A 19,980-nucleotide genomic window follows, 5' to 3' on the forward strand; every position below is an offset into this window, starting at 1 on the left:
TACGCCTCGCCTTTCGCAAGCCATTGGATCCGCGGGATCCGCGTCTCAGTCAAAACTGGGAATAATGTTGGCCTTGTCGATCATATCGATCGGCAACAGAAACTCGTGGTCTTCAACCTGCACCACGACGTCCTGCTCTTCTACACCGCGCAGAAGGCCCTGAAAGTTGCGTCGGCCTTCGAAAGGCGAGCGCAGCTTGATCTTCACTTGTTCACCGGCAAATTTTGCAAACTGCTCAATAGTGAACAGTGGGCGTTCCATGCCAGGCGAGGAAACTTCAAGGGTGTACTCAACGGTGATCGGATCTTCAACATCCAGGACACCGCTGATCTGGCGGCTGACGATGGCACAATCGTCCACCAGCACGCCGCCTTCTTTATCGATATAAACGCGCAACATTGAGTGGCGACCTTGAGCCGAAAACTCAATACCCCAGCATTCATAGCCTAGGGCCACGACCACCGGGGCCAGCAAGGCCTGCAACTCTTCTAGCTTGCTCGACACCTGAACCCCCTCGTGCATGTATGTGCATGCTATGCAAAATAAAAAAATGGGCGAAACGCCCATCCTTGAAACGCCGTCGAACAGCGGCGTTGAAAGTGTCCAGCTAACAAAAAGCCCCTTAAAAGGGGCTCCTGAAACTGGTTGCGGGGGCCGGATTTGAACCGACGACCTTCGGGTTATGAGCCCGACGAGCTACCAGACTGCTCCACCCCGCGACAAAGCTGGGGCGGAAGTATACGACCGATCCCTGACAGGGTCAATGTAACCTTCCACCTACAAGAAAGCCCGCAACAGCGGGCTCTCCTGATAATTGGTACCGAGAAGGGGACTCGAACCCCTACACCCTATGGGCACAACCACCTCAAGGTTGCGTGTCTACCAATTCCACCACCTCGGCAATACTACGTTTGAAACCCTACTTCTTACTTCTGCTCTTGAGCTGGAGGTACGTCAGTCGCTGGAGTAGCCGACTTTTGCTCTTGAAGCACCGGGACATCATCAGAAGCCGGTTGTTGCTTTGGAACTTCCAACACTGCCGGGTTTGGCAAACCTACTTGAGTCAGCTCTTGAGCTTTCTCTTTAGCAAAGTAACCTAACCCTAAGCTGGTTATGAAGAAACCGGCGGCAAGTATAGCAGTAAACTTACTAAGAAAGGTAGAGGAACCTTGGCTTCCGAACACAGTATTTGAAGCACCTGCTCCGAAAGACGCGCCAGCGTCCGCACCCTTACCCTGCTGCAGCAATACCAGAGCAACTACGCCCAATGCACCCAGCAGATGAAAAACGACTACGACTGTTTCCAGCATTTTTTCAGTTTCCCGCGGCGCGACAAATCGCACCGAACTCATCTGCATTCAGGGAAGCTCCACCAATGAGCCCCCCATCGATATCCGGCATGCCGAACAGTTCGACCGCATTGGCCGCCTTCACGCTGCCGCCGTATAGAAGCCGCACACCTTGCGCGACCTCAGAATTCTCTGCCGCCAACTGAGCGCGAATGGCTGCGTGCACATCCTGCGCCTGTTGCGGCGAAGCAGTCAGCCCGGTGCCAATGGCCCAGACCGGCTCGTAAGCAATTACTGCGTTTGCAAATACACCGACACCCAGCTCCTCGATGATGCTGCCCAGCTGACGCCCGACAACCTCAAGAGTTTTTCCAGCTTCGCGCTGCTCAAGGGTTTCCCCTATGCACAACACCGGAATCAAGCCACATGCCTGTGCTGCTGCGAACTTGCGAATGAGTGTTTCATCATTCTCGCCGATGATCTGGCGACGTTCGGAGTGGCCCACAAGTACCAGTGAGCAACCCTCTTCAGCCAGCTGACTCGGTGCAACTTCACCGGTCAACGCACCTTGTTTGGATTCCACCGCAGCGTTCTGCGCGCCGACCTTGATCGACTTGCCTTCCAAACCATCAATCACTTGATTGATATGCAGAAAAGACGGGAATACCGCTACTTCAACACCGCTCGGCAAGGCCAGGTTACCCAGCCCGTTGATCAGCTCAGCGACGCTGGCGCGGGTACCGTGCATCTTCCAGTTACCAGCTACCATAGGGCGACGCATGCTGTACCTCGTCGGTCAAAGTGGGCGCAGATGTTACCCAACACAATGAAGGCTGGCAAGCCGAATTCAGGCAGAAACTTCACTTACCAGTTTTGCCAGCTCTTCGGCGTAACCACGAACCTGTGTTTCGTCCTCGCCTTCGACCATGACGCGCACCAATGGCTCGGTCCCGGACTTGCGCAACAACACGCGTCCGCGCCCCGCCATCGCCTGGGTAACGCGCTCGCTGGCTTCCTTGACCGCCGGGTGATCCAGAGGGCTCGCACCGCCACCGAAACGCACGTTGATCAGCACTTGCGGGCACTTGCGCAGCGCTTGACGTGCCTGGGCCAGTCCTTCGCTACGACGCTTGAGCGCCATCAACACCTGCAGCGCCGCGATAATCGCGTCACCGGTAGTCGTGTGATTGAAGCAAACGATATGCCCGGAGTTCTCGCCACCGACCAGCCAATTGCGCTCCAGCAGATCAGCGATCACGTAACGGTCACCGACATTGGCGCGCACGAAAGGAATCGCCAGATCCGCCAGGGCAAGCTCAAGCCCGAGGTTGCTCATCAGGGTGCCGACAACGCCGCCCTGCAGTTTTTCACGCTCATGCAGATCGCGAGCAATGATAAACAGCAGCTCGTCACCATCGACGATAGCGCCAGTGTGATCAACCATCAGCACCCGATCGCCATCACCGTCGAAGGCAATACCCAGGTCAGCGTGCTCGGCCAAAACCGCCGCTTGCAGTTGACCCATGTGGGTCGAGCCGCAGTTGTCGTTGATGTTCAGGCCATTCGGCTGAGCCGAGAGCACAACCACTTCGGCGCCCAACTCACGGAACACGCTAGGGGCCACTTTGTAGGTGGCACCGTGGGCGCAGTCGATGACGATTTTCAGACCGGCGAAATTGGTGCCGGTCGGTACGCTGCTTTTGCAGAATTCAATGTAACGACCCGACGCGTCGTTGATCCGCGATACCTTGCCGATCTTGCTCGACTCGACCACGGTCATCGGGGTGTCGAGCAGCTCTTCGATCATCAGCTCGACTTCATCAGGAAGCTTGGTGCCCTTCCCGGAGAAAAACTTGATGCCGTTGTCATCGTGCGGATTGTGCGAAGCACTGATCACGATGCCGGCTTCGGCATGGAAAGTCCGGGTCAGGTAAGCGATCGCCGGGGTCGGCATCGGGCCCAGCAGCATCACATCGGCACCGGCCGACGTCAGCCCGGCCTCCAGCGCCGATTCAAACATGTACCCGGAGATGCGCGTGTCCTTGCCTACCAGAACTTTGCACGCCCCCATCTTGCGGAACGCCATACCGGCGGCCCAGCCAAGCTTGAGCATGAAGTCCGGGGTGATCGGATACTCGCCGACCCGACCACGAATGCCGTCGGTACCAAAATATTTCTTAGTCATAAGTGCTCCATCATTCTTATTCGGCTGATTCCACTGCGGCGATCATCCGCACTACATCGACGGTTTCGGCGACATCATGGACGCGCAATATACGCGCACCCTTGGCCGAAGCCAGCGCGGCGAGTGCCAAACCGCCAAAAAGGCGCTCCCCAACCGGGCGATTCAACGCCAGACCTATCATGCTTTTTCGCGAAACCCCGACCAACAGGGGCCGCCCCAAGGCATGCAGGGCTTCCATATGTTTGAACAAGCTTAGATTGTGTTGCAGGGTTTTTGCGAAGCCAAATCCCGGATCGAGGATGATCCGCTCAGCAGGAATTCCCACCGAAGCGCACTGCGCCATGCGCTCGGAAAGGAAGTCGCCGACCTCTTTGGTCACGTCGTGATAATGAGGATTATCCTGCATGTCGCCCGGCTCGCCGAGCATATGCATCAGACACACCGGCAGCCCAGTGGCCGCCGCTGCATCCAGTGCACCGTCGCGCCGCAACGAGCGCACATCATTGATCAAGCCTGCCCCCAGTCGTGCGGTTTCGCGCATGACTGCCGGCGTGGAAGTATCAACCGAGATGATCACGTCCAGCTCACGATTGATCCGTTCGACGATCGGCGCTACGCGCTCAAGCTCCTCGAGCGGGGAAACCGCTCGGGCGCCCGGCCGGGTCGATTCGCCACCGACATCAATCAGCGTCGCACCGGCCAGCACCATGGCCTCGGCGTGCCGCATCGCAGCATCGAGCTGGCTGTAGCGACCGCCATCGGAAAAGGAATCAGGGGTGACGTTGAGAATGCCCATGACATGCGTATGGGCCAAATCAAGAACCCGGTTGCCGCAAGGCAACCGGGTCAGGGACTGAACAGAAGTCATTTCAAACCTTAAACGTCAGCAGCTGGGCCGCCGATAGGTGTTTCCGGACGTGGTTCCGGCGCGACCGGAGTCGTTCCGGTAGGACCAGCACCGCCACCCGACCAATCACGCGGCTCGCGCGGCGTGCGACCGGCCATGATGTCGTCGATCTGATCAGCATCGATCGTCTCGTACTTCATCAGCGCGTCGGCCATGGCGTCGAGCTTGTCGCGGTTGTCCGTAAGGATCTGTTTGGCCGTGCCGTAGCACTGGTCAATGATGCTGCGCACTTCGGAGTCGATCAGCTTGGCTGTCTCACCGGAGAAGCTTGCACTCTGACCACCGCCGCCGCGACCGAGGAATACTTCACCCTCTTCTTCGGCATACATCAACGGACCGAGTTTTTCCGACAGGCCCCACTTGGTCACCATGTTCCGTGCAATCTGGCTGGCACGCATGATGTCGTTCGATGCACCCGTGGTGACACCGTCGAAGCCCAAGGTCATTTCTTCAGCGATACGGCCGCCGTACAACGAGCAGATCTGGCTGATCAGTGCGCGCTTGGACAGGCTGTAGCGATCTTCTTCCGGGAGGAACATGGTCACACCCAGCGCACGACCGCGCGGGATGATCGACACCTTGTAGACCGGATCATGCTCAGGCACGACGCGACCAACAATGGCGTGGCCAGCCTCGTGGTAAGCAGTGTTCTGCTTTTCTTTCTCGGACATGACCATCGATTTGCGCTCGGCGCCCATCATGATCTTGTCTTTGGCCAGTTCGAACTCTTTCATTTCAACGATGCGCTTGCCGGTACGGGCAGCAAACAACGACGCTTCGTTGACCAGGTTGGCCAAGTCAGCACCGGAGAAGCCCGGAGTACCACGAGCGATCACTGCCGGAGCAACGTCGTCACCCATTGGCACTTTACGCATGTGAACCTTGAGGATCTGCTCGCGACCACGAATGTCCGGCAGCCCCACGACGACCTGACGGTCGAAACGGCCTGGACGCAGCAAGGCTGGGTCGAGTACGTCCGGACGGTTGGTTGCAGCGATGACGATGATGCCGTCATTCATTTCGAAGCCGTCCATCTCTACCAGCAACTGGTTGAGAGTCTGTTCACGCTCATCGTGACCGCCACCCATGCCAGCGCCACGATGGCGGCCGACGGCGTCGATTTCATCGATGAAGATGATGCAAGGTGCGTGCTTCTTGGCTTGCTCGAACATGTCGCGGACACGGCTCGCACCGACGCCGACGAACATTTCAACGAAATCAGAACCGGAGATGGTGAAGAACGGCACTTTCGCTTCGCCGGCAATTGCCTTGGCGAGCAAGGTTTTACCGGTACCCGGAGGACCAACCATCAGCACACCGCGAGGAATGCGGCCACCCAGACGCTGGAACTTGCCCGGATCGCGCAGGAACTCGACCAGTTCGCCAACTTCTTCTTTGGCTTCGTCGCAACCGGCGACGTCACCCAAAGTAGTTTTTACCTGATCTTCGGAGAGCAGGCGCGCCTTGCTCTTGCCGAAGCTCATCGGCCCGCCCTTGCCACCGGCACCGCCCTGCATCTGCCGCATGAAGAACATGAAGACGGCGATGATCACCAGGATCGGGAAGCTTGCGACCAGGAGTTGAGTCCAGATGCTTTGCTGTTCTGGCTGCTTGCCTTCGACTACAACGTGGTTGTCCACGAGGTCGCCGATCAGGCCATTGTCCTGGATTGCCGGACGAATGGTCTTGAAGCTGTCGCCATCATTGCGCTTGCCGGTAATCACATAGCCATCAACCGCTACGCGCTCGACCTTGCCATCCTTGACCTGCTGGATGAAGTCGGAATAGTTGAGGGTCTGCGGCTCGTTAGGGCTGGAGAAGTTGTTCATCACAGTCACGAGGACTGCCGCGATGATCAACCACAGGATCAGATTCTTTGCCATATCGTTCAATTAACTACCCTCTGAAGCAAGCTCCGCTACTGGCGCGCGCTTCGCATGATATTCACCGGCCTAACTTACTACATTACGAACGGCTCTGGCAGGCGCCGTCTGTAACCCTTTGTGAAACACTTTCTACACAATATTCGCTATTGCCCGCAGGACGAAATATGAAAAACCTATCGACCTGCTCATAAACCTCGACTTACTCACTGCTGCCGCGGTAGCCCCAAGCCAGCATGTATTGCTCGCGGGAACTGCCACGGGAAGAGTCCGGCTTGATCATCTGGACCTTGTCGAATTTCCGACGAGCGTCCTTCACGTAAGCATCAAACCCTTCGCCCTGAAACACCTTGATCACGAAATTACCACCCGTCTTGAGTATCCGAGTCGCCAGATCAAGCGCCAGTTCACATAGAAACATGGCTTTTGGCATATCTACTTCAGGCGTACCACTCATATTGGGGGCCATATCGGAAATCACAAGGTCCACCTGCGAATTACCCACGGCTTCCAGGATCTGCGCGAGCACTTCGTCCTGGGTGAAATCACCCTGGATGAAAGTCACGTCCGGAATGCTGTCCATCTCGAGGATGTCCGAGGCGATCAGACGCCCCTGACCACCGATCAGTCGACTTGTGACCTGCGACCAGCCGCCGGGCGCCGCTCCCAGATCGACAACGCTCATGCCCGGACGGATCAGTTTGTACTTCTCCTGGACCTCCAGAAGCTTGTAACTCGCACGCGAGCGGTAACCATCCTTCTGCGCCTGCTTCACATAGGGATCATTGACATGTCTTTGCAGCCATTTAAGGCTTGTCTTGGAACGGGCCACGGGCCACCTCGAAAATAAAACGGGTCGTGATTAACTGGGCGGTCCCGGACTCGCTCGGGTAAACTGGCCGCCGCTTTTTACAAGATCAGACGCAGGGGTCAGATTATGCCGCTCACTCAAGAGCAGAAGAAACAGTACAAATCCATTGGCCACCATCTGAAACCAGTTTTGACTGTGGCCGACAACGGTTTGACTGAAGGTGTGTTAGCCGAACTTGAACGCGCATTGGCGGATCACGAGCTGATTAAAATCAAGCTCAACATCCTCGATCGCGAGTCGCGCCTGGCGAACATTGCAGAACTGTGCAAGGTCGGCAAAGCGGACCTGGTTCAGGTCATCGGCAAGATGGCACTGATTTACCGCAAGAACTTCAGCGTCAACAAGCAGCTGTCGAACGTCCATCGCTTCAAGTGATGGCAAGGGTCAAGGGTGTGCTTCGCGCACCCTGCCGCTCCATCCAGGCACTGGTTGCAACACCAGCACCAGCCCGGAAAACCCCAGCACCAGAAAACTGAACGCCTCCCAGCGCACCGCATCCGGCCAGTTCAGGCGTACGACACAAAACATCGCACACGCATAAAGCGCCATCAGCAGCAGTTGCCCGCGAATATCCCGCCATAGACTGACAAGGCCCTCGGCCTGAATCAGCACCAAAGCCTGAAATATCACACACGCTGTGGCGAAACCCACCATCAGCGCATCCAGCGCGCCTCGAATTTCATCGATCAGCAGCGGTGCCAGGCCAATTTTGCCCAGCACCGGCAGCAGACCGAGGTACAGCAGCCACAGGCCGCCAACCCACAACATCTGGGCCAGTTGCCAAAGCATGGCGCCCGCACGGAGCGGGCGCCTGTTTTCAGATGTGGCGGACTTCGACAATCTCATACTCGATAACGCCACCCGGCGTTTTCACCGCGACCACATCACCTTCTTCCTTGGCGATCAGAGCGCGAGCCAGTGGCGAACCCACCGAAATCTTGCCCTTTTTGAAGTCAGCCTCGTCTTCACCGACGATGTGGTAAGTCACGCGCTCGTCTGTCTCGACGTTGGCGATTTCAACGGTGGTGCCGAAAATCACTTTGCCGGTATGAGGAATGGTCGTGACATCAATGATGACCTGATTCTGAATCCGGCCTTCGATGTCACGAATCCGCGCCTCGACCATACCCTGCTGCTCGCGGGCAGCGTGGTATTCGGCGTTTTCCTTCAAGTCGCCCAACTCGCGAGCCGTGCCGATGTCCTGGCTGAGCTTGGGACGGACAACCTTGGTCAGGTGTGTGTGTTCTTCTTCCAGGGCTTTCGCGCCCTGGACAGTCATTGGGTACTTGATCATGCCTTCAATCCTGCGTGTAGGTCCTGCAAGCGGCGCACAGTCTTCTCGGGACCGAACTTCAACGCTTCGCAGATGGCTTCGCCAGCAGCAATGGTAGTGGTGCAGTAAATCTTGTGCTGCAAGGCGTTACGACGAATGGAGTAGGAATCAGCGATCGACTGACGACCTTCGGTGGTGTTGATGATCAGCGTGACTTCGTCATTCTTGATCATGTCGACCACGTGCGGACGCCCCTCGGTCACCTTGTTCACGCGGCGCACTTTCAGGCCTGCGGCTTCGATCAGCTTGGCAGTGCCGGCAGTCGCGACCACTTCGAAGCCCAAGTTGATCAGATCACGCGCCACACCTGCAACCAGTGGCTTGTCGTCGTCGCGTACGCTGATGAACGCGGTGCCGCCGGTCGGCAACACTTCGCTGGCGCCCATTTGCGCCTTGGCGAACGCTTCGCCGAAGGTGTCGCCGACGCCCATCACTTCACCGGTGGACTTCATTTCTGGGCCGAGGATCGGGTCCACGCCAGGGAATTTGGCGAACGGGAACACCGCCTCTTTCACGCTGTAGAAGTTCGGGATGATTTCCTTGGTGAAGCCGATTTCTTTCAGCGTCTTACCGGCCATCACGCGTGCCGCGATCATTGCCAGGGAAACCCCGATGCACTTGGACACGAACGGTACGGTCCGGGAAGCGCGCGGGTTGACTTCGATGACGTAGATGTCTTCGCCCTGCAGCGCCAACTGAACGTTCATCAGGCCGACAACGCCCAGTTCCAGAGCCATTTTCTTCACCTGCTCGCGCATCTCGTCCTGGATATGCCCAGGCAGCGAGTACGGCGGCAGGGAGCACGCGGAGTCACCGGAGTGAACGCCGGCCTGCTCGATGTGCTGCATGATTGCGCCGATCACCACATCAGTGCCGTCGCAAACCGCATCCACGTCCATTTCGATGGCGCAGTTGAGGAAGTGGTCGAGCAGCACCGGGCTGTCGTTGGACACTTTCACCGCGTCACGCAGGTAGCGCTTCAGCTCTTCTTCTTCGTAAACGATTTCCATCGCGCGGCCGCCCAATACATAGGACGGACGAACCACCAGCGGGTAACCGATCTTGCTTGCGGCACGAATCGCTTCGTCTTCGCTGCGCACGGTGGCGTTTGGCGGCTGACGCAGGTTCAGGCGCTCAACCATTTGCTGGAAGCGCTCGCGGTCTTCGGCACGGTCGATCGCATCAGGGCTGGTGCCGATGATTGGCACGCCAGCCTCTTCCAGAGCGCGAGCCAGTTTCAGCGGAGTCTGGCCGCCGTACTGGACGATCACGCCTTTTGGCTTCTCGACGCGGCAGATTTCCAACACGTCTTCCAGGGTCACTGGTTCGAAGTACAGGCGATCGGAGGTGTCGTAATCGGTCGAAACGGTTTCCGGGTTGCAGTTGACCATGATGGTCTCGTACCCGTCTTCGCGCAGCGCCAGTGCCGCGTGAACGCAGCAGTAGTCGAACTCGATGCCTTGGCCGATACGGTTTGGACCGCCGCCGAGGATGATGATCTTGTCGCGGCCCGACGGCGCAGCTTCGCACTCTTCCTCGTAAGTCGAGTACATGTAGGCGGTGTCGGTGGCGAACTCGGCCGCGCAGGTGTCAACGCGCTTGTAGACCGGGAAGATTTCCAGCTTGTGACGGTGGCGACGCAGGTTTTTCTCGGTCACACCCAGCAGCTTGGCCAGACGCATGTCGGAGAAGCCTTTGCGCTTGAGCTTGAACATCATGTCGCGGTCGATGCTGGCCAGACCGAGGGTCTTGACCTTCTCTTCTTCCTTGATCAGATCTTCGATCTGCACCAGGAACCACGGATCGATCATGTTCATGCCAAAGATGTCTTCGACCGACAGGCCGGCGCGGAAGGCGTCAGCCACGTACCAGATACGCTCGGCGCCCGGCACAGTGAGTTCGCGCTTGAGCACGCTCATGCTTTCCGGGTTGCTCAAGTCGAGCTTCTCGTCCAGACCGCAAACGCCCACTTCCAGGCCGCGCAGGGCTTTCTGCAGGGATTCCTGGAAAGTCCGGCCGATGGCCATGACTTCACCGACCGACTTCATCTGCGTGGTCAGGCGCGCATCGGCTTTCGGGAATTTCTCGAAGGCGAAGCGTGGCAGCTTGGTGACGACGTAGTCGATCGACGGCTCGAAAGACGCCGGCATAGCGCCGCCGGTGATTTCGTTCTGCAATTCGTCCAGCGTGTAGCCGATCGCCAATTTGGCAGCGATACGCGCAATCGGGAAACCAGTGGCTTTCGAGGCCAGCGCCGAAGAGCGGGAAACACGTGGGTTCATCTCGATGACGACCATGCGACCAGTGTCCGGGCAGATGCCGAACTGGACGTTGGAGCCGCCGGTTTCCACGCCGATTTCACGCAATACCGCCAACGAGGCGTTACGCATGATCTGGTATTCCTTGTCCGTCAGGGTCTGCGCTGGCGCCACAGTGATCGAGTCACCGGTGTGCACGCCCATCGGGTCAAAGTTTTCGATGGAGCAGACGATGATGCAGTTGTCCTTCTTATCGCGGACAACCTCCATCTCGTATTCTTTCCAGCCGATCAGCGATTCGTCGATCAGCAGCTCTTTGGTCGGCGACAGGTCGAGACCACGGGCGCAGATTTCTTCGAACTCTTCGCGGTTGTAAGCGATACCGCCGCCGGTGCCGCCCATGGTGAAGGACGGACGGATGATGCACGGGAAGCCCAGCTTCTCGAGCACCGCGTTGGCCTCTTCCATGGTGTGGGCGATGCCGGAACGCGGGCAATCGAGGCCGATCGACTTCATTGCCTTGTCGAAGCGCGAACGGTCTTCAGCCTTGTCGATGGTGTCGGCATTGGCGCCGATCATCTCTACGCCGAACTTCTCCAGAACGCCTTCGCGCTCCAGATCCAGTGCGCAGTTCAGCGCGGTCTGGCCACCCATGGTCGGCAGCAGCGCGTCCGGACGCTCTTTCTCGATGATCTTGGCAACGGTCTGCCATTTGATCGGCTCGATGTAGGTCGCGTCGGCCATGTCCGGGTCGGTCATGATGGTCGCTGGGTTGGAGTTCACCAGGATGACGCGGTAACCCTCCTCGCGCAGGGCTTTGCAGGCCTGGGCGCCGGAGTAGTCGAATTCGCAGGCCTGGCCGATCACGATCGGGCCAGCGCCGAGAATCAAAATGCTTTTTATGTCTGTACGTTTTGGCATGGGTTTGTCACTCAAATCCGCAGGTCAGTCGGCAAGCCGTCTTGTTCAATCTGTGAAGCCTTGAGGGGGCCGCCGATGTCGGGACCACCCTCAAGCTGTGCTGCATCAGTGCTGGCGATTAACGTCGCTTGGCCATTTCATTGATGAAGCGATCGAACAGAGGCGCTACGTCGTTCGGGCCAGGGCTGGCTTCAGGGTGACCCTGGAAGCTGAAGGCGCTCTTGTCGGTCAGTTCGATGCCTTGCAGGGTGCCGTCGAACAGCGATTTGTGGATCGCGCGGACGTTGCCCGGCAGAGACGTTTCGTCTACCGCAAAACCGTGGTTCTGGCTGGTGATCATCACCACACCGCTGTCCAGATCCTGGACCGGGTGGTTCGCGCCGTGGTGGCCGTGGCCCATTTTCAGGGTCTTGGCGCCGGCAGCGAGGGCCAGCAGTTGGTGACCGAGGCAGATGCCGAACACCGGAATTTCGGTTTCCAGCACGTCCTTGATCGCCTGGATCGCGTAGTCGCAAGGCTCCGGGTCACCCGGACCGTTGGACAGGAACACGCCGTCCGGTTGCATCGCCAGCACATCAGCGGCTGGCGTCTGCGCCGGCACCACGGTCACGCGGCAACCGCGTTCGACCAGCATGCGCAGGATGTTCAGCTTGACGCCGTAATCGTAGGCAACCACGTGGTACGGCAGCTCGGAGGCGTCGATGGTCGCGTGGCTATCGGTTTTCAGGTCCCAGACAGTCGAGCGCCATTCGTACTTTTCTTTGGTGCTGACGACTTTCGCCAGGTCCATGCCTTTCAGGCCAGGGAAGCCTTGGGCTGCGGCGATCGCGGCTTCTTCGGAGATGTTGTCGCCGGCCATGATGCAGCCGTTCTGCGCGCCTTTCTCACGCAGGATGCGTGTCAGGCGACGGGTGTCGATACCGGCGATTGCCACGACGTTGTTGGCTTTCAGGTAATCGGACAGGGACATCGTGTTACGCCAGTTACTCGCAACCAGCGGCAGGTCACGAATGACCAGGCCAGCGGACCAGACGCGGTCGGACTCGGCATCTTCCGGCGTGGTGCCGGTGTTGCCGATGTGCGGATAAGTCAGGGTAACGATCTGTTGGGCGTAGGAAGGATCGGTAAGGATTTCCTGATAGCCGGTCATGGCGGTGTTGAACACCACCTCTCCAACGGTCTGACCGTCGGCTCCAATGGCTTCGCCGCGAAAAATGCTGCCATCAGCAAGGGCGAGTATGGCTGGCTTAGTCAAGAAGACCTCCCGTAAATAAAGCCTGAAAGGGCGATCGCAGGTTGTAAAAAAGCGGAGTGACGTATGGACACGTCACCCCGCTTCTTCACCGAATAATTCTGCGCGCTTTTAGTGGACACACTAAAGCTGTAGCTTACAGAAAAAGGCTTTTTTGGTCTACCGCCAATGAGCCTTAAAGGCCGGAGAATGCGACAGGGCGTCGCGTGGCGGGGTAAAACCGGGCTCAAACGCTGGGTTTGAACCCGATTTCGGGCGCATCTTAACGCAGGTCGAGCACGTCTTGCATGTCATAAAGGCCTGGCGCACGGCCATCCAGCCACAGCGCTGCACGGACAGCACCCTTGGCGAATGTCATGCGGCTGGACGCCTTATGCGTGATCTCAAGTCGCTCGCCTTCGCAGGCAAACAGCACGGTGTGATCACCCACCACATCACCACCGCGAACGGTTGCGAAGCCGATGGTTTCACGCTCGCGAGCGCCGGTATGACCTTCGCGCCCGTAAACCGCAACCTTCTGCAGATCACGATCCAGCGCACTGGCGATCACCTCTCCCATGCGCAGCGCCGTGCCGGATGGCGCATCGATCTTGTGCCGATGATGCGCCTCGATGATTTCGATATCCGCCTCATCACCCAAGACCCGGGCCGCCATGTCGAGCAGCTTCAGCGAGAGGTTGACCCCAACACTGAAGTTAGCCGCGAACACGATCGGAATGTCCTTGCCCGCCTCGGCCAGCACTTGCTTCTGCGCAGCGTCCAGCCCGGTGGTGCCGATGACCATGGCTTTGCCCGCCTTACGACAGAACGCCAGGTTTTTCAGCATCACTTCCGGCAGCGTGAAGTCGATCAACACATCGAACTCTTCAGCCACGGCTTCGACATGCCCGCACAGCGGCACGCCAATCCGGCCCAACGAAGCCAGCTCACCGGCATCGACGCCAATCAGCGTGCTGCCGGGACGCACGATGGCCGCCGTCAGACCGGTCAGCGGCGCGCGTTGCTGCACCGCTTCAACGAGGATCTTGCCCATGCGCCCGGCAGCGCCCATCACCGCAATACGTCGCATGCTCACTCCTTACAAGTCGCCGAAGAAGCGCTTCACGCCTTCGAACCAACCGGTGGTTTTCGGCGAATGGCTGTTGTCGTCCGCCAGCGAACTGCGGAACTCCTCGAGCAATTCGCGCTGACGACGACCCAGGTTCACTGGAGTTTCCACCGCCACACGACACATCAAGTCGCCAGCACCGCCGCCACGCACCGGCGCAACGCCTTTGCCGCGAACACGGAACTGCTTGCCGGTCTGCGTCCCTTCCGGGATTTTCAGTTTAACTCGACCATCAAGGGTCGGAATCTCCAGCTCGCCGCCCAACGCCGCATCGACGAAGCTGATCGGCACTTCACAGAACAAATGCTTGCCGTCGCGCTGGAAGATCGCGTGCTCGCGCACATTGATCACCACGTACAGGTCGCCAGTCGGCCCACCCTGAGCGCCCGCCTCGCCTTCGCCGGACAGACGAATGCGGTCACCGGTATCAACACCGGCCGGGACTTTCACGGAAAGGGTTTTGTACTCTTCGACACGACCTTCGCCGTGGCAGGAATCGCACGGGTCGGAAATGATCTTGCCTTGGCCATGGCAGCGCGGGCAGGTCTGCTGCACCGAGAAGAAACCTTGCTGCATGCGGACCTGGCCGATACCGCCGCAGGTCGGGCAGGTGATCGGCGCGGAGCCTTTCTTGGCGCCCGAACCGTCGCACGGCTTGCAGTTGACCAGCGTCGGAACACGGATATTCACCGACGTGCCGCGCACCGCTTCTTCCAGATTCAGCTCCAGGGTGTAGCGCAAGTCGCTGCCGCGCTGGGCACCGCCACGGGAACCGCCGCGACCACCACCGAAGAAATCACTGAAGACATCACCGAAGATGTCGGAGAAGTTCTGACCGCCAAAACCGGCACCGCCGCCGCCCATGCTCGGGTCGACACCGGCATGACCGTACTGGTCGTATGCCGCGCGCTTGCTGGAATCGGACAGCACTTCGTAGGCCTCGTTGGCCTCCTTGAACATCTCTTCCGACGCTTTGTCATCGGGATTACGGTCCGGGTGATGCTTCATCGCCAGGCGGCGGTAGGCCTTCTTCAGGTCTGCTTCGCTTGAGCCACGCTCAACACCCAATACTTCGTAATAGTCACGCTTTGCCATAAGTCTTTGCACTCTTAAGGACGTTCGGCAAACCCCTCCTGAGCTCTGCCAAACTCGTTGAGCCCCAATACAGGCCCGGACCCAACTCACGTCAATTCAACGATCCTGGTCTTTGATTCGATGCGGTACTTGCGGCGCGAAAAGCAGGAGCATCTTCGGCCATACCGCCAACACGCGAGCGCTGTCGCATGCTGTAAAAATTCGCTAACTCCAGACACGCCAACGCGGGAGCAAGCTCCCGCGCGGCGACATCCTACCAGTCACCGCCAGAAGGCAGTCAACCGGGCGACCAACAACTTACTTCTGGTCTTTTACTTCTTCGAACTCGGCGTCGACAACGTCGTCAGCCTTCTCAGCCGATTCGCCCTGCGGTGCAGCGCCTTCAGCTGGCTGAGCCTGCTCGGCGTACATTTTCTGAGCGACTGGCGCGGAGACTTTCGACAGCTCTTCAACCTTGGCGTCGATTGCAGCTTTGTCGTCACCTTTGACGGCGGCTTCCAGAGCAACAACAGCAGCTTCGATTGCAGTCTTCTCTTCAGCGCTGACCTTGTCACCAGCGTCCGAGACCATTTTGCGCGTCGAGTGAACCAGTGCATCACCCTGGTTACGGGCAGCGGCCAGTTCTTCGAACTTGCGGTCTTCGTCGGCGTTGGTTTCAGCATCGCGAATCATCTGCTGAATCTCTTCCTCGGACAGACCGGAGTTGGCCTTGATCACGATCGACTGAGTCTTGCCGGTGGCCTTGTCTTTGGCGCCTACGTGCAGAATGCCGTTGGCGTCGATGTCGAAGGTCACTTCAATTTGTGGCACGCCACGTGGTGCTGGTGGAATCTCGGCCAGGTCGAACTTGCCCAAAGACTTGTTCTGAGCCGCTTGCTTACGCTCACCTTGCAGCACGTGAATGGTCACAGCGCCCTGGTTGTCGTCGGCAGTCGAGAACACTTGCGATTTCTTGGTAGGAATCGTGGTGTTTTTCTCGATCAGCGCGGTCATCACGCCGCCCATGGTTTCGATACCCAGGGTCAGCGGGCTGACGTCCAGCAGCAGGACGTCTTTAACGTCGCCGGCCAATACTGCGCCCTGGATAGCAGCACCCATGGCAACGGCTTCGTCCGGGTTCACGTCTTTACGCGCTTCTTTACCGAAGAACTCGGTAACCAGCTTCTGAACCAGTGGCATACGGGTCTGACCGCCAACCAGGATCACGTCGTTGATGGCGCCAACGTCGATACCGGAGTCTTTCAGAGCGATGCGGCAAGGTTCGATAGTGCGTTGAACCAGGTCTTCTACCAGCGCTTCGAGCTTGGCGCGGGAGATTTTCACGTTCAAGTGCTTAGGACCGGTCGCGTCTGCAGTGATGTACGGCAGGTTAACGTCGGTCGAATTGCTCGAAGACAGTTCGATCTTGGCTTTTTCAGCGGCTTCTTTCAGGCGCTGCATCGCCAGCGGGTCACCTTTAAGGTTCATGCCGCTTTCTTTCTTGAATTCGTCAACGAGGTAGTCGATCAGACGAATGTCGAAGTCTTCACCGCCCAGGAACGTGTCACCGTTGGTGGCCAATACTTCGAACTGGTGCTCGCCATCGACTTCAGCGATTTCGATCACGGAAACGTCGAAAGTACCGCCGCCCAAGTCGTAAACGATCACGGTGTGATCGCCCTTCGCCTTGTCCATACCGTAAGCCAGAGCAGCTGCGGTTGGTTCGTTGATGATGCGTTTAACGTCCAGGCCCGCGATACGGCCGGCGTCTTTGGTCGCCTGACGCTGGCTGTCGTTGAAGTAAGCCGGAACGGTGATCACCGCTTCGGTCACTGGCTCGCCGAGGTAGTCTTCGGCGGTCTTCTTCATTTTCTTCAGAATTTCAGCCGAGATCTGTGGCGGCGACATTTTCTGGCCGTTCACTTCAACCCATGCGTCGCCGTTGTCAGCCTTGGCGATTTTGTACGGGACCATCTTGATGTCTTTCTGCACGACTTCTTCGTCGAACTTACGACCGATCAGACGCTTCACCGCGTACAGGGTGTTATGCGGATTGGTCACAGCCTGACGCTTGGCCGACTGGCCAACGAGGATTTCGCCATCGTTGGCATAAGCGATGATCGACGGCGTAGTACGCGCGCCTTCAGCGTTTTCGATTACTTTGGCTACGCCGTTTTCCAGCACGGAGACGCAGGAGTTGGTAGTCCCCAGGTCGATACCGATAATTTTGCCCATGTTAACTCTCCCGAAACTTTTGGATTTGGTTGCCGCAGCAGTGGTGGCTGACTGCGGTAGCACTTAAACGCTTGACTTCTAAATGGGGGCCTTGCGGCTAATTTCAAGCCTGCTCATCAATAGAAGGCGAAACTGGCGCAGGCGCCTTGCTGACCACAACCATCGCCGGGCGCAGCAAGCGACCGTTCAGTTGGTAGCCCTTCTGGAACACCTTGAGCACGCTGTTCGGCTCGACATCGGCGCTTTCCTGCATGGCCATCGCCTGATGATGAACGGCGTTGAACGGTTCGCCATGCGGATCGATCGCTTCCAACTGATAACGCTTCAGGGTGTCCTGGAACATTTTCAGGGTCAGCTCAATGCCTTCGCGCATCGGGCGGATGCTTTCATCGTCCGGGTTGGACAACTCCAGACCACGCTCCAGGCTGTCGATGATCGGCAGCAAGTCGCCGGCAAATTTTTCCAGCGCGAATTTGTGCGCCTTTTCGACATCCTGCTCGGCGCGACGGCGGACGTTCTGCAGATCAGCTGCTACACGCAAAGCCTGATCCTGAGCGCCAGCCAATTGCTCCTCGAGCACTTGTACACGGGTCGCCAGCTCATCGCCCGAACCTTGGGCAGCCTGATCGGCGTCGAGATTTTGCGGATCCACTGTCTGTTCGTCAGCCATAGAATTTCTCCTTTCAATATCGTCCGCGAGCTCAACTCGCGCTTCTGTCCAGCTATATGGGGCCGCAAAATCGTGCTTCAAGGGGCGCGCAAGGTTTAACCCTACAAAAAAGCACAGCATTGTCATTCCCAAGCGTGCTAACGATTTCGTCGGATCAAGCAAATCGAGCTAAGCGAGGCCATTGTCAGCCCCGAATAAAACACTGTATAAATAACCAGACCTAAAGCCTGGGAGCGGCCTTTATGCTGGTTCACCTGTCTGTACACAACTACGCCATCGTCGAACATCTCGATCTCGAACTCGATCGCGGGATGAGCGTGATCACAGGGGAAACCGGCGCCGGCAAGTCGATCATGCTCGACGCGCTGGGCCTGACCCTCGGCGATCGCGCCGACAGCGGCGTGGTCCGCCCCGGCGCCGACAAGGCCGATATTCTCGCGACCTTCGACCTGATCGACATTCCCGAAGCCAGCGCCTGGCTGGCCGAACGCGATCTCGAAAGCGACGGCCCGTGCATTCTGCGCCGGGTGATTACCGCCGAAGGGCGTTCGCGCGGCTACATCAACGGCACGCCCTGCCCGCTCGGCGATCTCAAGGCTTTGGGTGAGCTGGTAATCGACATCCACAGCCAGCACGAACACCAATCCCTGCTCAAAACCGATACCCACCGCCGCTTGCTCGACGAATATGCCGGTGCCACCGACCTTGCCCGCCAGGTGCAATTGGCCGCGCAGCGCTGGCGCCAGACCCGCCAGGAGCTGGATCGCCTGTCCAACTCCGGCGACGAGCAGCGCGCTCGCCATCAATTGCTCAGCTATCAACTCGAAGAGCTGGAAAACCTCGGCCTCGGCGAAAACGAGCTGGAGCAATTGGAGCAGGAACACAAAAACCTGACCAACGCCGAAACCCTGCTGGGCATCTGCCGACAAGTGGTCGAGCAATGCAGCGAGAGTGATTCCGGCAATGTCTTGAATGCACTGACCGCCAGCCTCAATCGCTTGTCGAGCGTCAACAATTCGGTTGGCGCCTTGGGCGAAGCCAGCAGTTTGCTGACCAGTGCGCAGATTCAGGTCGAGGAAGCCGTCGGCGAACTGAACCGCTTCCTTGATAACTTCGACGCCGACCCGGCGCGTCTGCAATATCTGGAAGAACGCCTCGATGCGATCTACACCTTGGCGCGCAAACACCGGATCCAGCCGACCGAAGTCGCGGAGATGCAGCAAAAGCTGCTGGATGAAATTGAAACGCTGAATGCCAACGACGAATCCATCGAACGGCTGGGCGAAGAGCTGGCGTCTTTCGCCCGCCATTATCAAGAGAAGGCACGCGACCTCAGCGACTTGCGCCATCAGGCCTCGGGCACTCTGGCCAGCGCCGTTGAACAGGAAATCCAGCGTCTGGGCATGCCCGGCGGGCGCTTCACTATCGAACTGCGCCCTAATAGTAGTGACGAATTGCTGCCTAACGGGCTTGAGCAAGTCGAACTGCTGGTCAGCGCCAACCCTGGGCAGCCGATGAAAGCGCTGGCGAAAGTGGCGTCGGGCGGTGAGCTATCGCGGATCAGCCTGGCGATCCAGGTCATCACCGCGCAGACATCGCGCGTGCCGACGCTGGTGTTCGACGAAGTGGACGTGGGCATCGGTGGCCCGACCGCCGAGATTGTCGGCCAGTTGCTACGCCGGCTCGGCGAGCGCGGCCAGGTGCTGACCGTCACGCACTTGCCTCAAGTGGCAGCGCAGGGTCACCAGCATCTGTTTGTACATAAAGTGCGCGGTGCCGATGCGACACACACGGCGGTGTCGAAGCTGAGCAAGAATGATCGCGTCGAAGAAGTCGCGCGGATGCTCGGCGGGATCGATCTCACCAAAGAATCCCTGGCTCACGCGAAGAAAATGGTCATCACCGCAAAAATCTAAGCGCTGCAGGAATCTAAGAACGGTAGAAATATAAGAACGGTAGAAAGCACGAAGGCGACCCTGGGGTCGCCTTCGCTC

Annotated in this window: 17 protein-coding genes and 2 tRNA genes; 2 read left to right on the forward strand and 17 right to left on the reverse strand. The window is 58.3% G+C overall.

Translation table 11 applies throughout. The annotated features are described in order from the left end of the window. Positions 1 to 45: 45 nt before the first annotated feature. The 9 genes from rimP to rlmE form a co-directional block, all read right to left on the reverse strand. Positions 46 to 504, reverse strand: coding sequence for a ribosome maturation factor RimP (rimP, locus tag BI292_RS27260; protein WP_149088505.1), 459 nt, complete (start codon positions 502 to 504; stop codon positions 46 to 48). Positions 505 to 642: 138 nt separating this feature from the next. Beyond that, positions 643 to 719: transfer RNA gene (locus BI292_RS27265), tRNA-Met, on the reverse strand. A gap of 96 nt (positions 720 to 815) precedes the next feature. Further along, positions 816 to 901: transfer RNA gene (locus tag BI292_RS27270), tRNA-Leu, on the reverse strand. Positions 902 to 926: 25 nt separating this feature from the next. Next, positions 927 to 1,310, reverse strand: coding sequence for a preprotein translocase subunit SecG (gene secG / locus BI292_RS27275; protein WP_060541200.1), 384 nt, complete (start codon positions 1,308 to 1,310; stop codon positions 927 to 929). Between the two features lie 4 nt (positions 1,311 to 1,314). Next, positions 1,315 to 2,070, reverse strand: a complete 756-nt coding sequence (tpiA, locus tag BI292_RS27280) for a triose-phosphate isomerase (protein ID WP_101209829.1) — start codon at positions 2,068 to 2,070, stop codon at positions 1,315 to 1,317. A gap of 66 nt (positions 2,071 to 2,136) precedes the next feature. Continuing rightward, the gene (gene glmM, locus BI292_RS27285) at positions 2,137 to 3,474 is read right to left on the reverse strand and encodes a phosphoglucosamine mutase (RefSeq protein WP_092273484.1); all 1,338 of its coding nucleotides are present in this window, start codon (positions 3,472 to 3,474) and stop codon (positions 2,137 to 2,139) included. A 16-nt stretch (positions 3,475 to 3,490) separates the two neighbouring features. Continuing rightward, positions 3,491 to 4,342: a dihydropteroate synthase gene (gene folP, locus BI292_RS27290; RefSeq protein ID WP_101209830.1), complete on the reverse strand. Its 852-nt coding sequence runs from the start codon at positions 4,340 to 4,342 to the stop codon at positions 3,491 to 3,493. Between the two features lie 8 nt (positions 4,343 to 4,350). Continuing rightward, positions 4,351 to 6,264, reverse strand: coding sequence for an ATP-dependent zinc metalloprotease FtsH (gene ftsH / locus BI292_RS27295; protein ID WP_092273490.1), 1,914 nt, complete (start codon positions 6,262 to 6,264; stop codon positions 4,351 to 4,353). 202 nt (positions 6,265 to 6,466) lie between these two features. Next, positions 6,467 to 7,096 carry a 23S rRNA (uridine(2552)-2'-O)-methyltransferase RlmE gene (rlmE, locus tag BI292_RS27300; protein ID WP_092273493.1) on the reverse strand — a complete coding sequence of 210 codons (630 nt, stop codon included), beginning with the start codon at positions 7,094 to 7,096 and terminating at the stop codon, positions 6,467 to 6,469. A gap of 105 nt (positions 7,097 to 7,201) precedes the next feature. Here rlmE and BI292_RS27305 point away from each other — a divergent pair, with 105 nt between their 5' ends. Beyond that, on the forward strand, positions 7,202 to 7,510 hold the full coding sequence (locus BI292_RS27305; RefSeq protein WP_008005472.1) for a YhbY family RNA-binding protein: 309 nt from the start codon (positions 7,202 to 7,204) through the stop codon (positions 7,508 to 7,510). 9 nt (positions 7,511 to 7,519) lie between these two features. Here BI292_RS27305 and BI292_RS27310 read toward each other — a convergent pair whose 3' ends face one another. The 8 genes from BI292_RS27310 to grpE all read right to left on the reverse strand — a co-directional run bounded on the left by BI292_RS27310 (position 7,520) and on the right by grpE (position 17,986). Then, positions 7,520 to 7,924, reverse strand: a complete 405-nt coding sequence (locus tag BI292_RS27310; RefSeq protein ID WP_101209831.1) for an MFS transporter — start codon at positions 7,922 to 7,924, stop codon at positions 7,520 to 7,522. 28 nt (positions 7,925 to 7,952) lie between these two features. After that, positions 7,953 to 8,429, reverse strand: coding sequence for a transcription elongation factor GreA (gene greA, locus BI292_RS27315; protein WP_101209832.1), 477 nt, complete (start codon positions 8,427 to 8,429; stop codon positions 7,953 to 7,955). After that, entirely contained in the window at positions 8,426 to 11,647 is a 3,222-nt protein-coding gene (carB, locus tag BI292_RS27320; RefSeq protein WP_101209833.1) for a carbamoyl-phosphate synthase large subunit, read from the reverse strand. Before carB ends, greA begins: the two co-directional genes overlap by 4 nt. Positions 11,648 to 11,765: 118 nt before the next feature. After that, positions 11,766 to 12,902 carry a glutamine-hydrolyzing carbamoyl-phosphate synthase small subunit gene (gene carA / locus BI292_RS27325; protein ID WP_101209834.1) on the reverse strand — a complete coding sequence of 379 codons (1,137 nt, stop codon included), beginning with the start codon at positions 12,900 to 12,902 and terminating at the stop codon, positions 11,766 to 11,768. 259 nt (positions 12,903 to 13,161) lie between these two features. Beyond that, a complete protein-coding gene (dapB, locus tag BI292_RS27330; RefSeq protein ID WP_092273509.1) occupies positions 13,162 to 13,968 on the reverse strand; it encodes a 4-hydroxy-tetrahydrodipicolinate reductase in 807 nt (268 codons plus the stop codon). 9 nt (positions 13,969 to 13,977) lie between these two features. Next, the gene (gene dnaJ, locus BI292_RS27335) at positions 13,978 to 15,102 is read right to left on the reverse strand and encodes a molecular chaperone DnaJ (protein WP_101209835.1); all 1,125 of its coding nucleotides are present in this window, start codon (positions 15,100 to 15,102) and stop codon (positions 13,978 to 13,980) included. A gap of 297 nt (positions 15,103 to 15,399) precedes the next feature. After that, the gene (gene dnaK / locus BI292_RS27340; RefSeq protein WP_092273515.1) at positions 15,400 to 17,316 is read right to left on the reverse strand and encodes a molecular chaperone DnaK; all 1,917 of its coding nucleotides are present in this window, start codon (positions 17,314 to 17,316) and stop codon (positions 15,400 to 15,402) included. Between the two features lie 103 nt (positions 17,317 to 17,419). After that, entirely contained in the window at positions 17,420 to 17,986 is a 567-nt protein-coding gene (gene grpE / locus BI292_RS27345; protein WP_092273518.1) for a nucleotide exchange factor GrpE, read from the reverse strand. 242 nt (positions 17,987 to 18,228) lie between these two features. Here grpE and recN point away from each other — a divergent pair, with 242 nt between their 5' ends. Continuing rightward, entirely contained in the window at positions 18,229 to 19,902 is a 1,674-nt protein-coding gene (recN, locus tag BI292_RS27350) for a DNA repair protein RecN (protein ID WP_092273521.1), read from the forward strand. Positions 19,903 to 19,980: the final 78 nt, after the last annotated feature.

The organism is Pseudomonas sp. 43NM1, assembly GCF_002836905.1.
In the GTDB taxonomy this organism is placed as follows: domain Bacteria; phylum Pseudomonadota; class Gammaproteobacteria; order Pseudomonadales; family Pseudomonadaceae; genus Aquipseudomonas; species Aquipseudomonas prosekii.

Bases quoted from the DNA above. Each gene is read 5' to 3' on its own strand.
- folP (WP_101209830.1), bottom strand. From the start codon at position 4,342: ATGACTTCTGTTCAGTCCCTGACCCGGTTGCCTTGCGGCAACCGGGTT.
- glmM (WP_092273484.1), bottom strand. From the start codon at position 3,474: ATGACTAAGAAATATTTTGGTACCGACGGCATTCGTGGTCGGGTCGGC.
- recN (WP_092273521.1), top strand. From the start codon at position 18,229: ATGCTGGTTCACCTGTCTGTACACAACTACGCCATCGTCGAACATCTC.
- BI292_RS27305 (WP_008005472.1), top strand. From the start codon at position 7,202: ATGCCGCTCACTCAAGAGCAGAAGAAACAGTACAAATCCATTGGCCAC.
- BI292_RS27310 (WP_101209831.1), bottom strand. From the start codon at position 7,924: ATGCTTTGGCAACTGGCCCAGATGTTGTGGGTTGGCGGCCTGTGGCTG.
- dnaJ (WP_101209835.1), bottom strand. From the start codon at position 15,102: ATGGCAAAGCGTGACTATTACGAAGTATTGGGTGTTGAGCGTGGCTCA.
- dnaK (WP_092273515.1), bottom strand. From the start codon at position 17,316: ATGGGCAAAATTATCGGTATCGACCTGGGGACTACCAACTCCTGCGTC.
- greA (WP_101209832.1), bottom strand. From the start codon at position 8,429: ATGATCAAGTACCCAATGACTGTCCAGGGCGCGAAAGCCCTGGAAGAA.
- secG (WP_060541200.1), bottom strand. From the start codon at position 1,310: ATGCTGGAAACAGTCGTAGTCGTTTTTCATCTGCTGGGTGCATTGGGC.
- grpE (WP_092273518.1), bottom strand. From the start codon at position 17,986: ATGGCTGACGAACAGACAGTGGATCCGCAAAATCTCGACGCCGATCAG.
- ftsH (WP_092273490.1), bottom strand. From the start codon at position 6,264: ATGGCAAAGAATCTGATCCTGTGGTTGATCATCGCGGCAGTCCTCGTG.
- tpiA (WP_101209829.1), bottom strand. From the start codon at position 2,070: ATGCGTCGCCCTATGGTAGCTGGTAACTGGAAGATGCACGGTACCCGC.
- carB (WP_101209833.1), bottom strand. From the start codon at position 11,647: ATGCCAAAACGTACAGACATAAAAAGCATTTTGATTCTCGGCGCTGGC.
- dapB (WP_092273509.1), bottom strand. From the start codon at position 13,968: ATGCGACGTATTGCGGTGATGGGCGCTGCCGGGCGCATGGGCAAGATC.